17 protein-coding genes are annotated in these 20,632 nt (G+C 44.6%); 13 read left to right on the top strand and 4 right to left on the bottom strand.

Translation table 11 applies throughout. The annotated features are described in order from the left end of the window. The first annotated feature begins 115 nt into the window (after positions 1 to 115). Together NLZ44_RS10035 and NLZ44_RS10030 are read left to right on the top strand one after the other, a co-directional pair. Positions 116 to 238: a hypothetical protein gene (locus NLZ44_RS10035; RefSeq protein WP_008056966.1), complete on the top strand. Its 123-nt coding sequence runs from the start codon at positions 116 to 118 to the stop codon at positions 236 to 238. A gap of 185 nt (positions 239 to 423) precedes the next feature. Further along, positions 424 to 777, top strand: a complete 354-nt coding sequence (locus NLZ44_RS10030) for a rhodanese-like domain-containing protein (protein WP_006621712.1) — start codon at positions 424 to 426, stop codon at positions 775 to 777. A gap of 103 nt (positions 778 to 880) precedes the next feature. Here the strand turns inward: NLZ44_RS10030 and NLZ44_RS10025 are convergent, their stop codons facing one another. Continuing rightward, positions 881 to 1,084 (bottom strand): hypothetical protein, encoded by a 204-nt coding sequence (locus NLZ44_RS10025; RefSeq protein WP_006667940.1) that lies wholly within the window; start codon positions 1,082 to 1,084, stop codon positions 881 to 883. A 183-nt stretch (positions 1,085 to 1,267) separates the two neighbouring features. Continuing rightward, on the bottom strand, positions 1,268 to 1,816 hold the full coding sequence (recR, locus tag NLZ44_RS10020; RefSeq protein WP_460212202.1) for a recombination mediator RecR: 549 nt from the start codon (positions 1,814 to 1,816) through the stop codon (positions 1,268 to 1,270). A gap of 606 nt (positions 1,817 to 2,422) precedes the next feature. On the opposite strand from recR, the gene purS reads away from it, so the two are divergent. The 3 genes from purS to NLZ44_RS10005 all read left to right on the top strand — a co-directional run bounded on the left by purS (position 2,423) and on the right by NLZ44_RS10005 (position 4,908). Then, a complete protein-coding gene (purS, locus tag NLZ44_RS10015; protein ID WP_006621716.1) occupies positions 2,423 to 2,719 on the top strand; it encodes a phosphoribosylformylglycinamidine synthase subunit PurS in 297 nt (98 codons plus the stop codon). Between the two features lie 2 nt (positions 2,720 to 2,721). Then, positions 2,722 to 3,399 (top strand): phosphoribosylformylglycinamidine synthase subunit PurQ, encoded by a 678-nt coding sequence (gene purQ, locus NLZ44_RS10010; protein ID WP_006621717.1) that lies wholly within the window; start codon positions 2,722 to 2,724, stop codon positions 3,397 to 3,399. Between the two features lie 627 nt (positions 3,400 to 4,026). After that, positions 4,027 to 4,908 carry an SDR family oxidoreductase gene (locus NLZ44_RS10005; protein WP_493752670.1) on the top strand — a complete coding sequence of 294 codons (882 nt, stop codon included), beginning with the start codon at positions 4,027 to 4,029 and terminating at the stop codon, positions 4,906 to 4,908. Between the two features lie 2 nt (positions 4,909 to 4,910). On the opposite strand, the gene NLZ44_RS10000 is transcribed toward NLZ44_RS10005, so the two are convergent. After that, the gene (locus tag NLZ44_RS10000; protein ID WP_006621720.1) at positions 4,911 to 6,227 is read right to left on the bottom strand and encodes an MFS transporter; all 1,317 of its coding nucleotides are present in this window, start codon (positions 6,225 to 6,227) and stop codon (positions 4,911 to 4,913) included. A gap of 697 nt (positions 6,228 to 6,924) precedes the next feature. On the opposite strand from NLZ44_RS10000, the gene NLZ44_RS09995 reads away from it, so the two are divergent. The 7 genes from NLZ44_RS09995 (at position 6,925) to NLZ44_RS09965 (ending at position 15,653) form a co-directional block, all read left to right on the top strand. After that, entirely contained in the window at positions 6,925 to 8,715 is a 1,791-nt protein-coding gene (locus NLZ44_RS09995) for a fatty acyl-AMP ligase (protein ID WP_493752669.1), read from the top strand. A 129-nt stretch (positions 8,716 to 8,844) separates the two neighbouring features. Beyond that, entirely contained in the window at positions 8,845 to 9,642 is a 798-nt protein-coding gene (locus tag NLZ44_RS09990) for an aspartyl/asparaginyl beta-hydroxylase domain-containing protein (RefSeq protein WP_493752668.1), read from the top strand. A 258-nt stretch (positions 9,643 to 9,900) separates the two neighbouring features. Next, positions 9,901 to 11,682 (top strand): fatty acyl-AMP ligase, encoded by a 1,782-nt coding sequence (locus NLZ44_RS09985; RefSeq protein ID WP_493752667.1) that lies wholly within the window; start codon positions 9,901 to 9,903, stop codon positions 11,680 to 11,682. A 165-nt stretch (positions 11,683 to 11,847) separates the two neighbouring features. Further along, positions 11,848 to 12,315, top strand: coding sequence for an acyl carrier protein (locus NLZ44_RS09980; RefSeq protein ID WP_493752666.1), 468 nt, complete (start codon positions 11,848 to 11,850; stop codon positions 12,313 to 12,315). After that, positions 12,312 to 13,634: an aminotransferase class I/II-fold pyridoxal phosphate-dependent enzyme gene (locus NLZ44_RS09975; RefSeq protein WP_493752665.1), complete on the top strand. Its 1,323-nt coding sequence runs from the start codon at positions 12,312 to 12,314 to the stop codon at positions 13,632 to 13,634. Before NLZ44_RS09980 ends, NLZ44_RS09975 begins: the two co-directional genes overlap by 4 nt. Before the next feature lie 58 nt (positions 13,635 to 13,692). Continuing rightward, positions 13,693 to 15,267: a B12-binding domain-containing radical SAM protein gene (locus NLZ44_RS09970; RefSeq protein ID WP_493752664.1), complete on the top strand. Its 1,575-nt coding sequence runs from the start codon at positions 13,693 to 13,695 to the stop codon at positions 15,265 to 15,267. Between the two features lie 176 nt (positions 15,268 to 15,443). Continuing rightward, positions 15,444 to 15,653, top strand: coding sequence for a DUF6464 family protein (locus NLZ44_RS09965; protein WP_008056984.1), 210 nt, complete (start codon positions 15,444 to 15,446; stop codon positions 15,651 to 15,653). 6 nt (positions 15,654 to 15,659) lie between these two features. On the opposite strand, the gene NLZ44_RS09960 is transcribed toward NLZ44_RS09965, so the two are convergent. After that, entirely contained in the window at positions 15,660 to 17,270 is a 1,611-nt protein-coding gene (locus NLZ44_RS09960; RefSeq protein WP_048895360.1) for a peptide ligase PGM1-related protein, read from the bottom strand. A 229-nt stretch (positions 17,271 to 17,499) separates the two neighbouring features. Between NLZ44_RS09960 and NLZ44_RS09955 the strand changes: the two genes are divergently transcribed. After that, on the top strand, positions 17,500 to 20,580 hold the full coding sequence (locus NLZ44_RS09955; protein WP_493752663.1) for an AAA family ATPase: 3,081 nt from the start codon (positions 17,500 to 17,502) through the stop codon (positions 20,578 to 20,580). The last annotated feature ends 52 nt before the right edge of the window (positions 20,581 to 20,632 follow it).

Raw genomic sequence — 20,632 nt, 5'->3', positions numbered from 1 at the left:
TTTTTCCCGTAGCTTGTCCGATGCGAAGCACCCTACGCGGGTGCAGCAGTCTTATCCTGTGTGCTGTGGCTGGCTTTAGCACCGGGGCGGGTGTAGCAGTCCTATCCTGTGTGCTGTGGCTGGCTTTAGCACCGGGGCGGGTGTAGCAGTCCTATCCTGTGTGCTGTGGTGGCTTGGGGCGGGTGCAGCAGTCTTATCCTGTGTGCTGTGGCTGGCTTTAGCACCGGGGCGGGTGTAGCAGTCCTATCCTGTGTGCTGTGGCTGGCTTTAGCACCGGGGCGGGTGTAGCAGTCCTATCCTGTGTGCTGTGGCTGATCGCGCACCCGCCCCTACAGGGCCCGCCTCTACAACTTTTCGGCAACCTTCTCCAGAATCTGCCATAATTATTGAAATTGATACAGGAACTAAAAATACCTTAGTTATATGTCGGTTCAATTTTTTTACTTACCTGAAATTGATGTCAAGACCGTTGCTGATTACCTACAAAAGCCTACCCAAGAGGTGCAGCTTATTGATGTTCGAGAACCTCAAGAATTGGCGATCGCTAGTATTGATGGTTTTGTCAATTACCCCTTGAGTGAACATCAGCAGTGGTCAGAGTCCATTTTCTCTGAACTTGACCTCCATAAGGAAACTTGGGTAATGTGTCATCATGGCAGACGTTCAGCCCAAATGGGTCAGTGGCTCATTCAACAGGGTTTTACTAATGTTAAAAATATTACCGGGGGCATTGATGCTTACTCTGTAATCGTTGATGATACCGTACCCCGCTACTGATTTCGCAGAACAAAAAGAGTCCGCGCTATGCGGACTCTCCTGGGATAAACAGAAGGCTGTCGAGTTCATTCTGTTGATCGACTCGATTTATTCATACCGTTACTTATATTTCGTCTACTAGCCGGACTCGTCCCCGCCGAATTGAGTACAATAGGCGATCTATGGCTCGTAGTTCTTCTTTTTCTAAGGATTCATCTAGTACCGCTGCCATTAGACCATAGCGATCGGCTTTAGTTAGCGCTCTGGTTTCAGTTACCGATGCAGTGATTTCGGAGAGTGCGCCGGGAAGTAGTTTGACTGGAGACATAAGCGTGTTTTGAACTCGACACTTTTATCATCCTCCATTTCTCAGATTAGATCCGTGATCTGCTCTCCCACTATCAGTGATTATACAGATGTAATTTGGTGAGTTAAAACACTTATGGCTGGTGATAACTGTCACAGCTACATCCAATACCTTTCTCTTATCGCTGCTCTAATCAGAACTTATTTAATCTAACTCCCGTCTCCCTTCTAACGCCCGCGCTAACGTCACCTCATCAGCATACTCTAAATCTCCACCTACAGGTAAACCGAAAGCAATACGAGTTACCCTCGTAAAAGGCTTCAGTAATTGGCCTAAATATAATGTCGTCGTTTCCCCTTCCACACTCGGGTTAACCGCGATAATCACTTCCTTAACCTGTTGTTGACTAACCCGCCTCACTAGGGGTTGAACTGTTAGTTGTTCTGGTCCAATTCCATCCATCGGGGAAATTACTCCCCCCAAAACATGATACAATCCTCTATATTCACGGGTCTTCTCTAACGCAATTACATCCCGTGAGTCGCTCACTACACATATCGTTTCGCGATCGCGTTGCGGATTACGGCAAATTTCGCAAACAGGTTCCGCTGACAGGTGAAAACATACCTGACACAAACCTACCTGTTTTTTCGCTTCCAACAACGCCCTCGCTAAAGCCTGTACTTCTTCCTCTGGCCGTTTGATAATATGAAGGGCAAGTCTTTGGGCAGTTTTGGGGCCAATACCGGGCAGCCTCTGGAACTGTTCGATTAGACGGGCTAAGGGGCGTGTGTAAACCGTTGTTTTTCCTCCATTTATGCGCTCACACAATAGTATATCCCCTTACCAGTGGGAACCGAATTATGTTAAGTTTTATGACAAAAAATTAAGAAATGTTACAAAAAATTTCTGTTTTGGGGGTTCCCTTGCTTTTTGGGTTGACTTATGGTATTATTTTAGAAAATGGAAATATATTCATTTTTTTATTTTTGCAAATATCCAATTATATAAAAATATGTCAATAATATAGCATGAGTTCCCTCCGCCTGTCAACCCCCCCCAGCCACCCTGGCTGTACATTTTTTAAAAAATTGAACAAAAAATCAACCATAAAGCCAAAAAAATCCACCGACGCGGTGGCGGTGGAACTACAAAGGATGATGGTGTGAGGAGCGAGTTACTAAACTTGCTTGCTTACAGTGTTAAGAATAGTCACGCCTTGTTACAGCCCTGTGTCATGTGTATGAAGATTTTGTGACACCTGCCAGAAGCCAACTAGAGTCTTGTTGCAGTTGATAATTCGTAGATGTTTCTTGTGATCCGGGTTTGGTGGATAATAAGATTTGTTAGTTAAGCAGTATGGGTAGTTTTGTGGCACAAACATTTCAAGCTAAAGTTTACGTCACCCTTCGTCCTTCAGTGTTAGACCCAGCCGGGACGGCGGTTCGTTCCGGCGTTCAGCAGATGGGATATCAAAATGTCGAACAAATCCGAATTGGTAAATATATAGAGGTGACACTCCAGGCGGCGGACGAAGCGGAAGCAGTCCAGCAAATTGATCAAATTTGCGATCGCATTTTAGCCAACCCGGTCATCGAAACCTATCGTTTTGATTTAACCCCCCTATCGGAAACTGCAACCACTACAGCCCATTAGATATGAAATTTGGTATCCTAGTTTTCCCTGGTTCTAACTGCGATCGCGATGTCGCCTGGGTGACACAGGGACTTTTAAACAAACCCACCCGCATGGTGTGGCACCAAGATACAGACCTTTCTGATATTGATGTGGTAGTCATTCCCGGCGGGTTTAGTTATGGTGATTATCTGCGCTGTGGTGCGATCGCCCGTTTTTCTCCCATTATTCGCGCTACTATTGACCATGTAAATGCTGGTAAATTCGCGATCGGTATCTGTAATGGTTTCCAAGTTTTAACCGAAGCCGGACTTTTACCTGGGGCTTTGGTTCGCAATCGGGATCTGCATTTTATTTGCGATCGCGTTCCCATCAGAGTTGTCAATAATAAAACTCCCTGGACTAGAAAATATCAACCTAATGAGGTGATTACTCTTCCTATTGCTCACGGTGAGGGTTGTTACTATGCCGACGAAAAAACTCTGGCACAATTAGAAGATAATAACCAGGTCGTGTTCCGCTATGAAGGCGATAACCCTAATGGTTCTCTCAATAATATTGCCGGAATTTGTAACCAATCCGGTACTGTGGTCGGTATGATGCCTCACCCCGAAAGAGCTGCTGACCCTATGTTGGGTAATACTGATGGCATTAAAATGTTTGAAGCTGTATTACAACAAGTAGTTAGGGCTAGGGTTTAGTTATCAATTCTCAATTCTACTTTAATGGCGGGTTCCACAGTTAATGAAACTTACTGCGATATTAACAAACCCGCCCCCCTCACCTATCCCCTTATATCATCGAGCATAGTTAAGTTTTGCTGATAGATAAATTTCCAAGGTTTTGAATTTTAAAAGTATGTTAATAATTGTTAAGATTTTATTGAGAATATCTCTCAAACACTTGACGAATTTATAGGGGTTTTGGTATGCTATAAATAATCGCATCCAAGGGCTTCTTGTGTCCTTACGCCAAAAAAGAGGCTACAACCCTGATTATATCGCGGATTATCAATATTCTCTGGCTAAAACTTAAAATCACGATGCACGAGTTTTGGGGCTAAAATGGACGGTCCAAAATCTGCCTATTGACAAAAACGCCATTTTATGCATCATGGCTCATCTGGCGGTTAGGGGCATAAAAAACTAAGTAATTTTCCCCATATCAATGAATGGAAAATAAATGATGATTTAGTATTGACAAACCCTGGAACTTGACCTATTATAGAAGCATGGGAATCTGTGGCGACATATATATAGGATTATCCCCAAAAGTATCGACCACTAGGCGGGAAGATAACAGCAGCAAAAGCCATACAATAAAAAGCGATGATTCAAAAACTGTTAGTGACAGGTGCGAGCGGTTTCTTGGGTTGGAATATATGCCAGGTAGCCAAATCTGAATGGGAGGTTTACGGAACGTATAATTCCAGTCCGGTGATAGAGAGTGGTGTCAAATTTATCAAAACTGATTTGACGGTATTAGGAGACTTAAAGCAGGTATGGGAAGAAATAAAACCTGATGCGGTCATTCATGCAGCGGCGGCTTCAAAACCGAATTTTTGCGAAGAGAACCCGGATATATCTCATAAAATTAACGTGGTGGCGGCTGGGGATATTGCGAGTTTGTGCGGCGCGGCGGGAATTCCTTATGTGTTTACTTCGACTGACCTAGTATTTGATGGTTTAAACCCTCCGTATCGAGAAACTGATCTAGTTTGTCCGATTAACACTTATGGGGAACAGAAAGTGAAAGCGGAAGGGGAAATATTAGCCAGATATCCGAAAGCTGCTATCTGTCGAATGCCTTTAATGTATGGGATAGCCTCGCCTCATGGGGGTAGTTTTATCCAGGGATTTATCAAAACGCTAAAATCGGGAAATTGCCTCAACCTGTTTGAGGATGAATTTCGCACGCCAGTTAGTGGCAAGACTGCGGCTAGGGGGTTACTGTTAGCGATTGAAAAAAAGGTTAATGGGATATTACACCTAGGGGGAAAACAGAGGATATCTCGCTATGAGTTTGGCTTGCTAATGGCGCAGGTGCTAGATTTACCAGCGGATAGAATTACGCCAGGAAAGCAACAGGATGTTAAATCGATCGCACCTCGTTCTCCCGATACATCCCTAGACAGTTCCCAAGCGTTTGATTTAGGATATGAACCCCCTTTAATTATGGAAGAGTTGGCAGCATTACGGGGTCTAGTTTAAGGTTAACTAGAAACTACATTAGCAGAATGAGCGATCGCATCAGGAACCTCAGCTTCCAAACGACGGAGACGAGGACTGCGATAGGCAATAATGACGGCAGCAATATTAATTATACCGACCCCACACAAAAGCAAAGCACTTCCCCGTCCGGGTCCCATACCGATAATATGTCCGACTCGATCTGCCAATATTCCCCCAGGCTGCATCATGGGTTCAAAAATGCCATCAACCAAAGGTCCGACGCTGAGTTGTGTTACGACTAACAAGGATTTTTCAAATAACCCTTGTAAAGCGAAAACTCGTCCTTGCAGATATTGGGGAACTTTGCATTGCCAGATAGTTTGGTTGCTGCTGATGACAATGGGCTGGGAGAATAGATAACCAAATCCGCCAATAGCTGCTAAAAATAGGGTAGGTTGAAATCCTCCTAAACATAAACAGAGTCCCTGTAGGGCGACAAACAACAGAATTCCATTAACTTGGCGTTTTAATCCTCCCCAGGCGCTGACTACTAGGCTACCGAATAACATCCCGCAACCACTAATAGATAACACTATCCCCAATTGGGAACTAGATGCAAAACTGAGAATAATCGGCCAGAAAAGAACCTGGATCATTCCTTCTGTTAGATAAATGACTGCAAAAAATAGCATTAACCCTAACAGTCCCGGACGCGCGGCTACATAATCCCACCCGGAGCTAATTTCTCCCCAGATCCGTTCAAAGTTAACGGTTTTGCGATCGCTTGATGCGACTGGTTTCGGATCGGGAAGCCTCACACTCAGCAGAGCAATGGTGGCTAGTACATAGGTGGCAAAATCAAAGACTAATACCCCCTGCAACTGGACAGCTTCTACTAAAAATCCGGCAATGGTCGGACCTAAAATTCTAGCCAGCGCCCGCGATATCTGTACCATGCCGTTAGCTCGACCTAAATGCTGTTTGGGGACAATTTGGGCGATCGCTGCCATGTAAGCTGGAATATGGAAGGCGTTAGCGACGGAACTGATGCTAACGGCTATGTAGATGTGCCAAATTTCCAGGCTGCCGGACTGTAACAGGATCATCATCCCTATTGCTGTCACACCTGTGGTAGAATCAGCAATTAGCATCACCCAACGTCGGTTCCACCGATCTACTAGCACCCCTGCTATAGGGGAAATTAGCAGATTGGGTAGATAGGCTAACACCATGATCAGAGCAAACAGGGTTAGGGAACCTGTGGTCTGATAAGCCCACACCCCTAAAGCGAAGTCTGTGATGTATGTGCCGACTACGGAGATAATTTGTCCTAACCAGATTCGCAAGAAGATTTGCATAGTCTATTGATTTATCGAAAAATGGGCAGATGCGGGAAACACAAAGTCAGCCAGCAAATAGTAATAGCTTCCCTTAGTCCCTGTCAATCAAGTGGGTTTCTCATTGCCTCGCATTTATTGACAACGATTTCCCTATTGTCGGCTTTTTCGGTAACTTTGGGGACTATTCAGGAATAAAAAAGCTAATACTGACCTGAGATGAACTATGGTGTTGGGATAAGGGCGATAAGATTAAGTTCTGGTGAGGCTTTTATGGCAATTTTTCCGATTTCTAAATGATATCGAAGGGGTCCCGGCTCTCAAAAGCCATATATATGTCGGCACAGATTCCCACAATAAAATTGTATGTCAAGTGCCGAGGTTTGTCAACTGTTTAAAGGTTAATTAAATGCGGGGCGCGTCCAACCCCAGCGTTATCGGTAGCGATCATTAAGCGATCGCCATCAAGTTCTGTAGGGGGGGGTTAAAAACTAGCAAAGACCCATGAAAATTCGGGTCTTTAATTCTTGGGATATGAAGATATCGGCCAAATTTCTATATATATGCGCCCACAGATTCCCATGCTTCTATAATAAGTCAAGCCCTAATATTTGTCAATAGAAAATGGAGAATTTGGGTAAAAATGTGAGGGAAGTTAAAGGGGGGGTAGGAAGTGGCAAAATGTGGTTTGATCAAAAAGATGGGATATGCAAGCCAAATGACTGAGTATCAAACGTTAGTAGACCTACTGCGCGATCGCGCCGAAAAATTAAGAGACCAAAACGCCTATACATTTTTAGCGGACGGAGAAACGGAGTCGGGGCGCTTAACCTATGGGGAACTAGAGGAACAAGCGAAAGCGATCGCCGCAGAAATTCGTCGCCACGTCCCCCCCGGAACCCATGTATTAGTAGTGTATCCCTACACGGCCGGACTAGAATTTATCGCGGCTTTTTTTGGGTGTCTGTATGCGGGGGTAGTAGCGGTAACGGATAACCCACCCCGGTCTAGCCAAGGATTAGGAAAACTGCAAGAACGCATGGAATTATCAAAGGCGAAAATAGCCCTAACGAGTAAACCCTTGCTATCCCATATACAAGGACTATTAAAAAAAGTGCCGGAATTAGCGCCCAAATTCGAGCAACTCCCCTGGATAACTACAGACAGTCTAAACCCGAAGCTAGGAGAGTCCTGGTCTCCCCCAGACATCAACCCGGAAACCCTAGCATTTCTGCAATATACTTCGGGTTCTACGGGAACACCAAAAGGAGTAATGGTGACTCACCAAAACGTCCTACACAACTCGGAAATGATTTATCAAGCCTTTGAACACAGGGGGGAAAGTCAAGGCTTGATCTGGCTACCCCTATTCCACGATATGGGACTTATTGGGGGAGTCATTCAACCGCTATATGGTGGTTTTCCGGTAACGTTAATGTCTCCGGTGGCGCTAGTACAGAAACCCATGAACTGGTTAAAAGCCATATCTCGGTACCAAGCGACGACCAGCGGCGGGCCGAATTTTGCCTATGATTTACTGTGGCGACAGGCGACCCCTAGTGAGATCAAAAAATTGGATTTAAGTAGCTGGGAGGTGGCATTTTCTGGGGCTGAACCTGTCCGCGCCGAAACTTTAGAGAATTTTGCCAAAACGTTCGCGGAGTGTGGTTTTCGACGATCGGCTTTTTATCCCTGTTATGGTATGGCGGAGACGACTTTATTTATTTCTGGGGGTCGAAAAGCAGATCTTCCGGTGATTCGCTATGTCGATCGCACGGCTTTGGAGGAAAATAAGGTGGTAGCTGTGGAGAGTGATCATCGGTCGGCGAAAGCTGTGGTTGGCTGTGGTCATGGTTGGCTAGGGGATGAAATTGTCATTGCTAACCCGGAAACCCTAACCCGTTGTGCTGAGGGAGAAGTAGGGGAAATTTGGCTGCGCGGCGCGGGTATTGGTTTGGGTTATTGGAATAACCCAGAGGAAAGCGATCGCACGTTTAAGGCTAAATTAGGTAATCAGGGTGGGTTTCTGAGGACGGGTGATCTGGGGTTTTTGGAGAATGGGGAATTATTTATTACGGGTAGGATTAAGGAGATGATGATTCTCTGGGGTCGCAACCATTATCCTCAACATATTGAACAAACTTTAGAAACCTGTCATGATCAGTTACGTCCTGGCTGTGGGGCGGCTTTTTCGATTGAAGTGGAGGGGGAAGAACGTCTGGTCATCGCCTACGAGGTACAACGGCAATTTCTGCGAAAGCTGAATGTCGAGGAGGTTATTGGCGCTATCCGTCATGCGATCGCTGATCAGCATCTAGCGGATGTTTTTGCGGTAGTATTACTGAAAACTGGAACTCTCCCGAAAACTACCAGCGGTAAGGTCCAACGCCAAGTCTGTGGCCGTCAGTTTCTCGCGGGAACTCTGGAGGTGGTCGGACAATGGCAATGTCAGGAGTTGCAACAAAGCAATATTTCTGACCTGGTGCGCCGGGAACAAGTTAACAGTTAATCAACAAACATCAAGCAGCTTTGGCCAGGGTATCGCAACCGGATCTCTTTGGTTGCCCCTGGTCTTGTATAATTAAATATACCTGTATTACTATATGGGTGATTAATCAAATTAGGAAAAGTGCTATTTATGACTGAGGTAGGGTTACAGAGCAATTTTAAAGATAAACTGCGAAATTTCTTAATTTATGGCATTGGCGAACCGATATTAAGAGGCTTAGAAACATCGATTGGTAAATCTTCCAAAATTGGGGATACGGCATTTTTTGACGCTGCCAAATACCCGGAACATTTCCAATGGGTTGACCTGTTAGAAAGGGATTGGCATTTAATCCGCCAGGAGGTAGACGAACTGTTAAAATATCGGGATGAGTTGCCTAATTTTCAGGATATTTCGCCGGATCAAGCCTATAATGCGAGTACGGATAATTTATGGAAAACCTACTGTTTATATGGCTATGGAGTTAAATCGGCGGAAAGTTGCGATCGCTGTCCTGAAACCACCAAAATCATCCAACAAATCCCAGGTTTAAAAACGGCATTTTTCTCTATATTACTGCCGGGCAAACATATCCCGGAACATCGGGGACCATACAAGGGGGTAATTCGGTGTTTGTTAGGTTTAAAAGTGCCGGAACCCCGGGAAAAGTGCCGTCTGCGAGTGGGGGATGAAATCCGGCATTGGGAAGAGGGAAAATGTATGTTATTTGACGATTCATTTCCCCATGAAGCGTGGAATGAAACGAATGGAATTAGGGTAGTGTTATTCTTGGATATTGTGCGACCTTTAAAGTTTCCTTTGTCGGCAGTTAATGAGTTATTGATTAAACTAATTGCGGCTTCTCCATACATTCAGGAAGCGACGGCGAATCAGAAAAAATGGAACGATCGCCTAGACCAAGTATGGCAAAAGTCACGCCCCAATTAACTCTCAAAATTAGGGGTTAAATATAGCCAGTAAATGATTAATGATTAATCAAGCAGGTTGGACGAGAGAAAATCTTTGTCAACTTGACACTGGCTATCAGCATCTTTGGTCTAGGGATGTAATTATAGTCCCTAGGGTCAGCCTGAACAAATGATGTCAGCATCCAATCAACAAAAAAGTTGCCAAAAGATTAAAATAGGTTATATTATCCAAGAGACCGGAAACTTTTTCGCTTACTCAATCACTTATTAAGACTTAATGACTGCTTTCCAACATCCGTTTGATGCAGCAACGTTAATGGAAATATTAAAGGGTCGAGCCATCCATCAACCCCATCAAGTTGCTTATAAATTTTTAGTGGATGGAGAAACTGAAACCATCAGTTTAACCTACCAAAAGTTAGACAGAATATGTCGAGCGATCGCCGCCCATCTCCAAAGCATCAGCCAACCGGGAGAGAGAGCCTTACTACTATATCAACCGGGCATAGATTATATTACGGCATTTTTTGGCTGTTTGTATGCAGGTATAGTACCAATTCCAGCCTATCCGCCGCGCCCCAACCGCTCGCTGTCGAGGATTATGGGTATCTTAGAAGACGCGGACTCTCACCTAGCTCTAACCACAGAATCTGTGCTACCGAGTCTACAGCGGCAATTTGGGGAGGTCTGGGAACTACAGAAACTGAACTGGGTCGCCACAGATAAGGTAGCCGAAAGTTGCAGCGATCGCTATGAGGACCTAAGCATCAACCCGGAGAGTTTAGCGTTTCTCCAATATACATCAGGTTCAACGGCTACCCCCAAAGGGGTGATGATCAGCCACCAGAACCTGATGCACAATTCCGGCTGGATTTATGAGAAATTCGGTCACAACCAGGACAGCATAGGGATGATCTGGCTACCACCCTATCACGATATGGGGTTAATTGGGGGGATTATCCAACCCCTATATGGAGGATTTCCGGTGGTGTTAATGTCTCCGCTAATGTTCCTCCAACGTCCTATCAGGTGGCTAGAAGCGATATCAAGACATGGTGCGACCACCAGCGGCGGGTCAAACTTTGCTTATGACTTGTGCGTGCGCCGAGTCACACCAGACCAAATAGAAACCCTAGACCTGAGTAGTTGGGATTTAGCGTTTAATGGGGCGGAACCGATATCCCATGAAGTGTTAGAAAAATTTGCGCGGACGTTTGCTAGTTGTGGATTTAATCCCCAGGCTTTCTATCCCTGCTATGGTATGGCGGAGGCTACCCTAATCGTCAGTGGCGGCGATAAAACTCAACTACCGACGTTGAAAACGATTCAAGCATCATCCCTAGAACAACATCAGGCGATCGCCACTAACGGTCACACAGAGAATAGTCGCACAGTAGTAGGCTGTGGCCAAAGTTTAGAAGATCAGGCGATCGCCATTGTGGACCCATCCACGGGGATACCCTGTGAACCGGGACAGGTAGGAGAAATTTGGGTATCAGGACCAAGTATCGCCCAAGGTTACTGGAATCGACCATCAGAAACCGAGTCCATCTTTAGTCAATATCTAGCCACCACCGGAGAAGGACCATTTTTGCGGACTGGAGATTTAGGCTTCATCGAAAACGGGGAACTATTTATCACTGGTCGCCTGAAAGATGTAATTATCATTAACGGCCGCAACCATTATCCCCAAGACATAGAATGGACGGTTGAACAAAGTCACCCCTTAATCCGTCCTAGTTGTGCGGCGGGATTTTCCGTAGATGTGGGGGGGGAAGAAAGGTTAGTGGTGATTGCAGAAGTAGAACGCTACTATTGGAAACGGCAATCTAGTCCTCGTCGTGAAACCTCAACCAATGTTTCCAGGGAGGAATCCTTCAGCACTAAGGACCTAATTCAATCAATCCGGCGTGCGGTTTCCCAAAATCATGATTTGCAAGTTTATAGTACCCTGCTACTCAAACCTGGAACCATTCCCAAAACATCAAGTGGTAAGATCCAACGTCATGCTTGCCGTGCTGGTTTTCTAGCGGGGACTTTGGAGGTAGTCGAAGACTGAACTTATTGTGTCCGTTAGAGGTAACAGAAACAGCAAAGGATTGATCAGATCGGCTTCGTGGCACAATAACCGTCAAGGTGCGATTTAAGATTCACCGCCGACGGGCTGCCTAATCTGCCCCGGAATCTTGCATAGCCAGCCTAAAATGTGATGGAGGAGTGAATAGTGCAAGTGTTGAACCACTCTTGGAATGGAAAAGATATTGACCAACTGGGTAGCCAACCTAAATCGCCAAATTCTGTGGGGTTATCCCCTGATGCGGAAGCGATCCAAGGCTGGTTAATTACCCAAATTGCCCAGAGATTGGGGTTAAATCCAGATGACATTGATATTGATGAAGACTTTGCCAATTATGGCCTCAATTCCATTGAGGCGGTTAATTTATCTGGAGACCTGGAAAATCAATTTGGACGTAGACTTCCCCCCACTTTGCTGTGGGATTATCCGACTATTAAGGCGATCGCTGATTATCTAGCCCAGGATACTACCCCTATGGCCACAGCGAACAGCAGCGGTCAGTCTGTGAGTCCACAACAGGCACAACAACTGCTAGAAAGACTCAACCAAATGTCCGATGCCGAGGTAGACTCCCTGCTGAATTCAATGTTGTCTGAACAGGAAAATCATTCATGACCAATATATCCGATCGCACCGCTAACCTTTCACCACAACAAAAACGGGATCTCCTTGCCGAATTGTTGCGCCAAAGAGCCACCAGCCAAACCTTACCAGATATTCCCCCGGAATACTATCGGTTTGAACTGTATCCAGAATACCTGAAAATTAAACAGCAACAGCAGCAAATCGCAGCCCTGGGCATTAGTAACCCCTTCTTTACCCCCCAAGAAGGTATCGCCAGCAATACCACGATTATTAACGGTCGTGAGTTGATTAACTATGCTACCTATAACTATTTGGGGATGTCTGGTGATCCGATAGTTTCCCAAGCTACGAAGGATGCTATAGACCGCTATGGTACATCGGCTTCCGCCAGCCGCCTGCTTTCGGGGGAAAAACCTATTCATCGGGAGTTAGAAAAGGCGATCGCCAATTTTATCGGCACCCAAGACAGCATCGTTTATGTTGGCGGTCATGCTACCAACGTCACCACCGTTGGCCACCTGTTTGGACAAAATGACCTGATCCTTCATGATGTCCTCAGCCATAATAGTCTATTACAAGGCTGTTTACTTTCGGGAGCCACTACTATTGCTTTTCCCCATAATGATTGGGAAAGCCTGCACCAAATTCTCAAAGACCGCCGCCACCGTTATAGACGCACTTTAATCCTGATAGAAGGCATTTATAGCACCGATGGTGATATTCCCGATCTACCCAGGTTTATTGAGTTAAAACAAGAGTATAAAGCCTTTCTGATGGTGGATGAGGCCCATTCAATTGGGGTATTAGGTCAACAGGGCAGAGGCCTTAGTGAACACTTTGGCGTTGACCCCAATGATGTAGATTTGTGGATGGGAACCCTTAGTAAATCTTTCGCCAGTTGTGGGGGATATATTGCGGGGTCTAGTGCTTTAGTGGAATACTTGAAATATACGGCCCCCGGTTTTGTCTACAGCGTGGGTATTTCGCCACCTAACGCGGCATCGGTTCTGGCTTCAATTAATGTGTTAATATCAGAACCAGAACGGGTGCAAAGACTACGCGATCGTGGTCAATTGTTCCTGAATCTCGCTAAACAACATAATCTCAACACAGGAACCAGCAAAGATTCGCCCATTATTCCGATTATTGTGGGCGATTCCCTGGCTTCTGTGCAACTGTCCCAAAATCTGTTTCATCGGGGTATTAACGTCCCATTTATGTTCTATCCTTCCGTTCCTCAAAATGCAGCCCGTCTGCGTTTTTTTGTTACCTGTCAGCATACGGAAGAACAAATTTATCAAACGGTGGAAATTGTCACCGAAGAAATTGCAAAAATGGCGGTTTCTTAAAAGTATGAGACCCCATCCAATTCCCATCTAATTTATCGTTAATACGGTGCATTATTCCATGAGAGTCTTACTGGTTTATCCAATTTTCCCAAAAAGTTTTTGGTCTTTTGAAAAAACCTTAGATTTAGTCGATTGCAAGGCTCTATTACCGCCTTTGGGTTTAATCACAGTAGCGGCTATTCTCCCCCAAGAATGGGAATTTAAGCTGGTCGATCGCAATGTGCGAGCCGTCACGGAAGCAGAATGGGAATGGGCAGAATTAGTGATTTTGTCCGCCATGATTGTTCAAAAAAATGACTTCCTTGCCCAAATTAAGGAAGCCAAAAAACGCGGCAAAATTGTAGCTGTGGGGGGTCCTTTCCCGACCGCACTACCCCACGAAGCTGAAAAAATGGGGGCTGATTTTCTAGTGTTAGATGAGGGAGAAATTACCCTCCCTATGTTTGTAGCAGCCCTGGAAAGAGGGGAAACAAGTGGGATATTACGCGCCGCTAATGGCGAAAAACCTGATGTAACTACTACCCCAATTCCTAGGTTTGATTTGTTGGAAAAACAAGCCTATGATATGATGGCTTTGCAATTCTCCAGAGGCTGCCCGTTTCAGTGCGAATTCTGTGATATTATTGTGTTATATGGTCGCAAACCTCGCACCAAAGCACCGGAACAGTTACTGGCGGAACTGGATCGCCTCCTAGAACTAGGATTTACTCAAACTATCTTTTTGGTTGATGATAACTTCATTGGGAATAAACGCAATGTCAAATTGCTGCTTCCGGCGTTGAAAGAATGGATGGAAAAAAATAACTATCCCTTCCGTATGATGACAGAAGCATCAGTTGATCTCGCCGAAGACCAAGAATTAATGAACATGATGGTAGAGGCTAATTTCTATGCGGTTTTCCTGGGAATTGAAACCCCGGACGAAGGTAGTCTCGCGCTGACTAAAAAATTCCAAAATACCCGTAATTCCCTAGTTGATGCTGTGGATAATATTACTAGGTCTGGACTGCGGGTAATGGCTGGTTTTATTATTGGCTTTGATGGTGAAAAGTCTGGGGCTGGCGATCGCATTATCCAATTTGTAGAAACTACGGCTATTCCAGTGGCTATGTTTAGTATGCTACAGGTTCTCCCTAATACGGGATTATGGCATCGTTTAAAGAAAGAAGGGAGGCTGCTGGAAGGCTCAGAAACCGCCAATATTAACCAGACTACTCTGATGAATTTTATTCCTACTCGTCCCATTGAGGAAATTGCACAGGAATATATAGACGGTTTTTGGAAACTCTACGATCCGCAAGTGTTTCTCGATCGCACTCACCGCTATTATCTGAAACTAGGCGCACCTCGTCGCAAAAAAGCTGGGGGAAGAACCCTAAGCTGGAAAACTATAAAAGCCTTGTCAATTCTGATATGGCGACAGGGAGTAGTCCGTAAGACTCGCTGGACTTTTTGGATTTATCTACTGGATATTATCCGCAAAAACCCCGGTGTTGTGGAAATGTATCTAGTCATGTGCGCTCACTTTGAACACTTCTACGACTACCGCCAAGAAGTGCGCCAGCAAATCGAATCACAACTGGCTGAATATGTCAAGAAAAAACAGGAGTTAGAATTGGTAAAAGTAGCTTAACTCGAATCCGGCGGGTTGGGGTGGTAATCAAAAAACCTATCTCTCAACCCGCCGCTTGGCGTAACCTCTCGCTGAGACTCTAAGATACCTGGGCGCTTCTGTGATCAAAAACACAAGCGGATAGGATAAGATATAGATACAATCTATAATCATGAACATTTACGCAAAGCTGGGCGATGAACAACCTAGGTATGGAAAGAATGCGGCTACAGTCCCATCAACAAATCAAACGATTTATAGAACATCACGAACAGCGTTATAACCTGCTATCAAAGACGGTTAATAAACAGGCGACCTGTAAATTTAACGCTAACTCGGCATTTTTGTTATGTGCTGTTAATCCTACAGGTTGCTGTTCTAGCTGTGATCATTATCAGCCTAAATAACGCTAACTAATAAATAGATCCTGATAAATGTTCACAGACTTTTCCCAGGTTTGGGGATAGGTCTAGTGTGTCTTCTGACTGTTCGATCGCCTGAGTTTCTCGATCTAAAACGGCGACAATGCGATCGTAGATTTCCTGTGCTTGTGTGGGAGAGTCACCAATACAGGTTAAACCCAGTTTCCCGAATTGAGACAAACAGCCGATTAAGTGAAATACGGTTCCGGTTTCTGTTTTATTGTTAAAATGCAGATGATATTGGGCGATAATATCCATTAAATCATTGGGTAAAAGACCGCGATAATGATGGCTCTGAAGATTATCTGAGGCAATATAATATTTGGGTTGTTTATGCTGGCTATAGAATAAGCCAGTATGGCGATCATATTCGCCATTAGTTAATAATTGGAGGGTCATAAATGGATGAGTTGTGCCACCCCGACGCAGGTTAATTTCAATGGCTTGTAGTTCCCATTGTGCCTCTGGTGGCTGTGGTTGACGAACGGCAATACAATCTAAACCAAATCTTTCTAGGGCTCCTTTTTGGGCTAAGATTTTACCGACTTTTTCGCCTAATTCTTGCAGTTGTAATCGATAGGCTTGGTCAGCGGGGAAACTACAACCCTCAAAAATTTGACCATCTGGACCCCCCAGAATTTGGTCATGGGTAGATAGAACTTCGACCTCCCCGGAAGGGTAAATCTGACATTGAACACTAGGCGATCGCTTAATGTCTCCTTCGATAAAGGCTTCGACAATTGCGCCTAATTCAGGGATTCTGCTACGGAAACTAGACCAGGTTTCATGGCTGGCTTGAAAACTTAAATTCACCAAGCGATCGCTAATTTTTGCGACCCTTTGATGAGGGGGAATGTCGCCAATTCCTTGGAGATTAAGGATAGCATTGCCTTCTCCAGAAAAGCCCTCATTTAGCTTAATTACTGCTCGTTTTAACTGGGGTTGTCGTTCCCATAAAGCGTTAACTTCTGCGGCTAAAGCTGTTTCATTCCAGACTAATTTACTGCCGTCTGGGTGGGGAATATTGGCTTCTGCGAAAATCTGGCGACTGCCGCTTTTGGTTCCCCAATGGGCTAAATCGGGGTCAGAAGCCCAGAGGGGAATTTGTAATTTAACTGATAATTTTCGTTCCCATTGAGTAGAGTTAAAGCAGACCATATAGGTGCGGTTAGGTCGCAGGACTTGGCGTATTCTTTCGACTAACCGGGGACGTTCTAGGATTTTTTCGGTGAGGGAGCGATTAGAGGAATCGTAGGTAGAAAATAATAGTAGGCGATCGCGCGCGTGAGAAAAGGGAATTCCAGGCATTAAATGCAGATAATAGTCAATAACGCTGGGGTGAAGGGGTTGGGAAGTTACATAAATTAATCTAACTCTAGGATTTCGTAAACGAGTCAGAGAAAACAGAAATCTCTCCTCATACTGATGAACTCCGGGAATTTTCTGCAATTGCTGCTGATCTAAGGTGAGGGATGGAATCACTAATACATCAAAATCATCAAATCCCAGGTTTCCCCCTTGACTGAAAGACTCTCGGAGTTGATGTTGCAATGCTTGAAACTGATCTACTATTCCCTGTGGCGATCGATAATCTCCTGTCATAATCGCTGCCCACAATAACAATATTACGATTTTAGCAGCTTGTTTGACCTCATAGCGACACTTTTTATGAGCTGATATCATCCTTAGCAATGGTTGGAGAAAAGTCAGTGACACAATTAATATGAGAAGGCGGATTGGTCTAGGTTCACCAATAGGATTGATTGATGCTATAATTATGGGAGCTTCGCTCAAACTGATATCAAACGGAATTTCATCTGAATATCGCGATATGATCCCACAGAAACTCACCCTGAAGAATTTTCTCAGTTATCGCGACGCCAGCCTGGATTTTAGTGGCTTGCACACTGCCTGCATTTGTGGACCGAATGGGGCGGGTAAGTCTTCGCTGTTAGAGGCGATCGCCTGGTCGATTTGGGGTCATAGTCGGGCGGGGACAGAAGATGATTTAATTCAAATTGGCGAAACCCAAATGCGGGTTGATTTTATCTTTATTAGTCATGGTAACTTATACCGGGTAATTAGGACTCGTCGCCGTGGTCAGTCGGGGACTCTGGATTTTCAAATCGCACCATTAGAACCGGACAAAAAAGCGGAGCAAATTAAGTTTACTGCCCTCAGTCAAGGGGGAGTCCGTAGCACACAACAAAAGATTTTAGAACATCTGCGCCTAGACTACGATACTTTTATTAATTCTGCCTATTTGCGTCAAGGAAAAGCTGATGAGTTTATGTTAAAACGTCCCAGCGATCGCAAAGAAGTTTTGGGCAGCTTACTCAAGTTAGATGAATATGATACTTTAGTGGAGAAAGCTAAAGATATCTCGAAGGAATATAAATTGAAAATTGAGCAATTAGAACACACTTTAACTATCGGAGAGTTGGAGACACAAAAACTGCCGGAAATAGTGGCTCAAATCACTCAGTTAGAAACTACCCTTGGTAAACTTCAGAAACAACAAGAGTCTGAGCAAAAGCAACTGCAAGCCTACCGAGAACAACAACAATATCGCCAAACCTGTGAACAACTATTAGAGGGACAGCGACAACAATATCATGGGATTAAACAAGAATGCGATCGCCTTGAACAGGAAATTATCGTCACCCAAACTCAACTACAACAATTAGATGGTATTCGGCAACAACAGGAAGAAATAAACGCTGGGATGGTGGAATTTCAGACCCTACAGGCTACAGAAGAAACGATGAGTTTACAGTTTCAAACTCACCAAAAAATTCAACAGCAACTCCGGGAACTTCAGCAGCAACAACAGGATAAAATCCACCAATTACAACGGGATAAAGATACGATTGAAACTCGCATGGAATCTCTCCATAAACAGGAACAAGAATATCAAAAAGTGCTGGTTGAACAGCCGGAAGTAGAAGCAGGAATGGCTCAACTTTCTCAGGCTCGTTTGCGCCTGAATGAGTTAGATAAACTACAAATTGAAGTTACCCCTATCCTGCAAGAACATCAACGTATACAGGGGGAAATAGACCGCGCTCAAGCGCGTCTTAGCGCCCGTTTGGATGAACTATATACGTCGATGCACAAAATGCAGAACCGCCTGGAAAATAACCGCCCTGAATTGGAACAAGAGTTACAAAATCTCCATAAAATCATTGGGGAAATTGAGAATAAACGCACTTATCAAAATCGGGTAACAGCTAAGGGTCAGTCACGCCATAACTACTTGGAAAAATTGGCTCATCAACAGCATGAGTATGAGGCGAAATTAGCGGAATTAGACAAAAAGATGGAAATGTTAGGGCGTTCTTTTAGTGAGGAAAATAGGGGGGACTCTGCGCCTGTTTGTCCCCTATGCGATCGCCCTTTAGATGAACATCACTGGAATTTGGTAATGGGTAAACACCAAAACCAACAACAGGAAATTCGCGATCGCCTGTGGATAATTCGGGAAGATTTGGCGCGTTCAGAACAGGAAATAGCTGCGTTACGGGTTGAATATACAACCTTACAAAGGCAAATCTCTAATTATGAAGAATTGCGAGAACAACGAGGTCAACTACAAGCACGCTTAGAGGGTTTCGGTAGTGATGAATTGCAGCTACAACAGTGGAGAGATGAAGCTAGTCAAATTGAGCGATCGCTATCTGATGGTAGTCACTCCGCGACGCTGTATCAGCAACTGCAACAACTAGATCGGCAACTGCAACAACTAGATTATAATGAACAAAGCCACGCCCTAGCCAGGAATGAAGAAAAGCGCTGGAGATGGGCAGAAATGAAGCAAATACAAATTCGGGATGCCCAGCAAAAACTAGGGCAACTACAAGCCGACAAACCGCCAATGGTGGCACAATTACAGTCGGCATTAGACCAGATAATTTATCTACAAACCGCCTCGGAATTACAGCAGAGGATTATTCAGCTAAAAAAACAGTTAAATGAGAGCGGCTATAATTTGGAAGACCATAATCAAGTCCGGGTGCGGTTGCGTAAAGCACAGGAATGGGTGAGGAAAGCAGAACAGTTGAAAGTTGCCGAAAGTCAGTATCCGCAAATTCAACAACGGCTGACTGAATTACGGCAATTAAATCAAGTGCGATCGCAGGATTTGTCGGGGGTGAAATCACAGATACTACTCTTAACTAAACAGTTGGAAGATACCCCAAATCCTAGCTTATATATTAGTAACCTAGAAGGGAAAATAAAACAGCAGCGACAACAACTTGATCAATATTTAAGTCAATTAGGAAAGCGGCAACAACAACGAATCCATTTAGAAAATCTGAGCCAGCAGCAAAGCCAGCAAAAACAGGAATTATCGGAATATCGTCACCAAGCCCTAATTTATAAGGAATTAGCCCAAGCCTTTGGGAAAAATGGTATTCAAGCCTTAATGATTGAAAATGTGTTACCGCAATTAGAAGCCGAAACGAATCAAATTTTAGCGAGACTTTCGGCGAATCAACTCCATGTCCAGTTTGTTACCCAACGGAGTGGACGCAGTGGCAGCGCGAAACGGAAAAAGGCTAAGTTAATTGATACACTGGATATATTAATTGCTGATGCTAGGGGAACTAGACCCTATGAAACCTATTCTGGCGGTGAGGCGTTTAGGATTAATTTTGCGATTCGATTAGCCCTAGCTAAATTATTAGCACAAAGGGCGGGATGTGCGCTGCAAATGCTGATTATTGATGAAGGGTTTGGCACCCAAGACGCGGAAGGATGCGATCGCCTAATTGCTTCCATAAATGCGATCGCCCCAGATTTTTCCTGCATTTTAGCTGTCACCCACATTCCCCACCTGAAAGAGGCATTTCAAGCCAAAATAGAAGTCACTAAAACCGCTACCGGATCACAATTACATCTATCTGTTTAAGATCATGATTGGCAAATATTTGAGGATCAAGGGGTGGAACTAGAGTATATTA

This window comes from Arthrospira sp. PCC 9901 (assembly GCF_059013425.1).
Note: the sequence above shows the minus strand (reverse complement) of the source record. Positions and strands in the feature narration are given on the sequence as shown.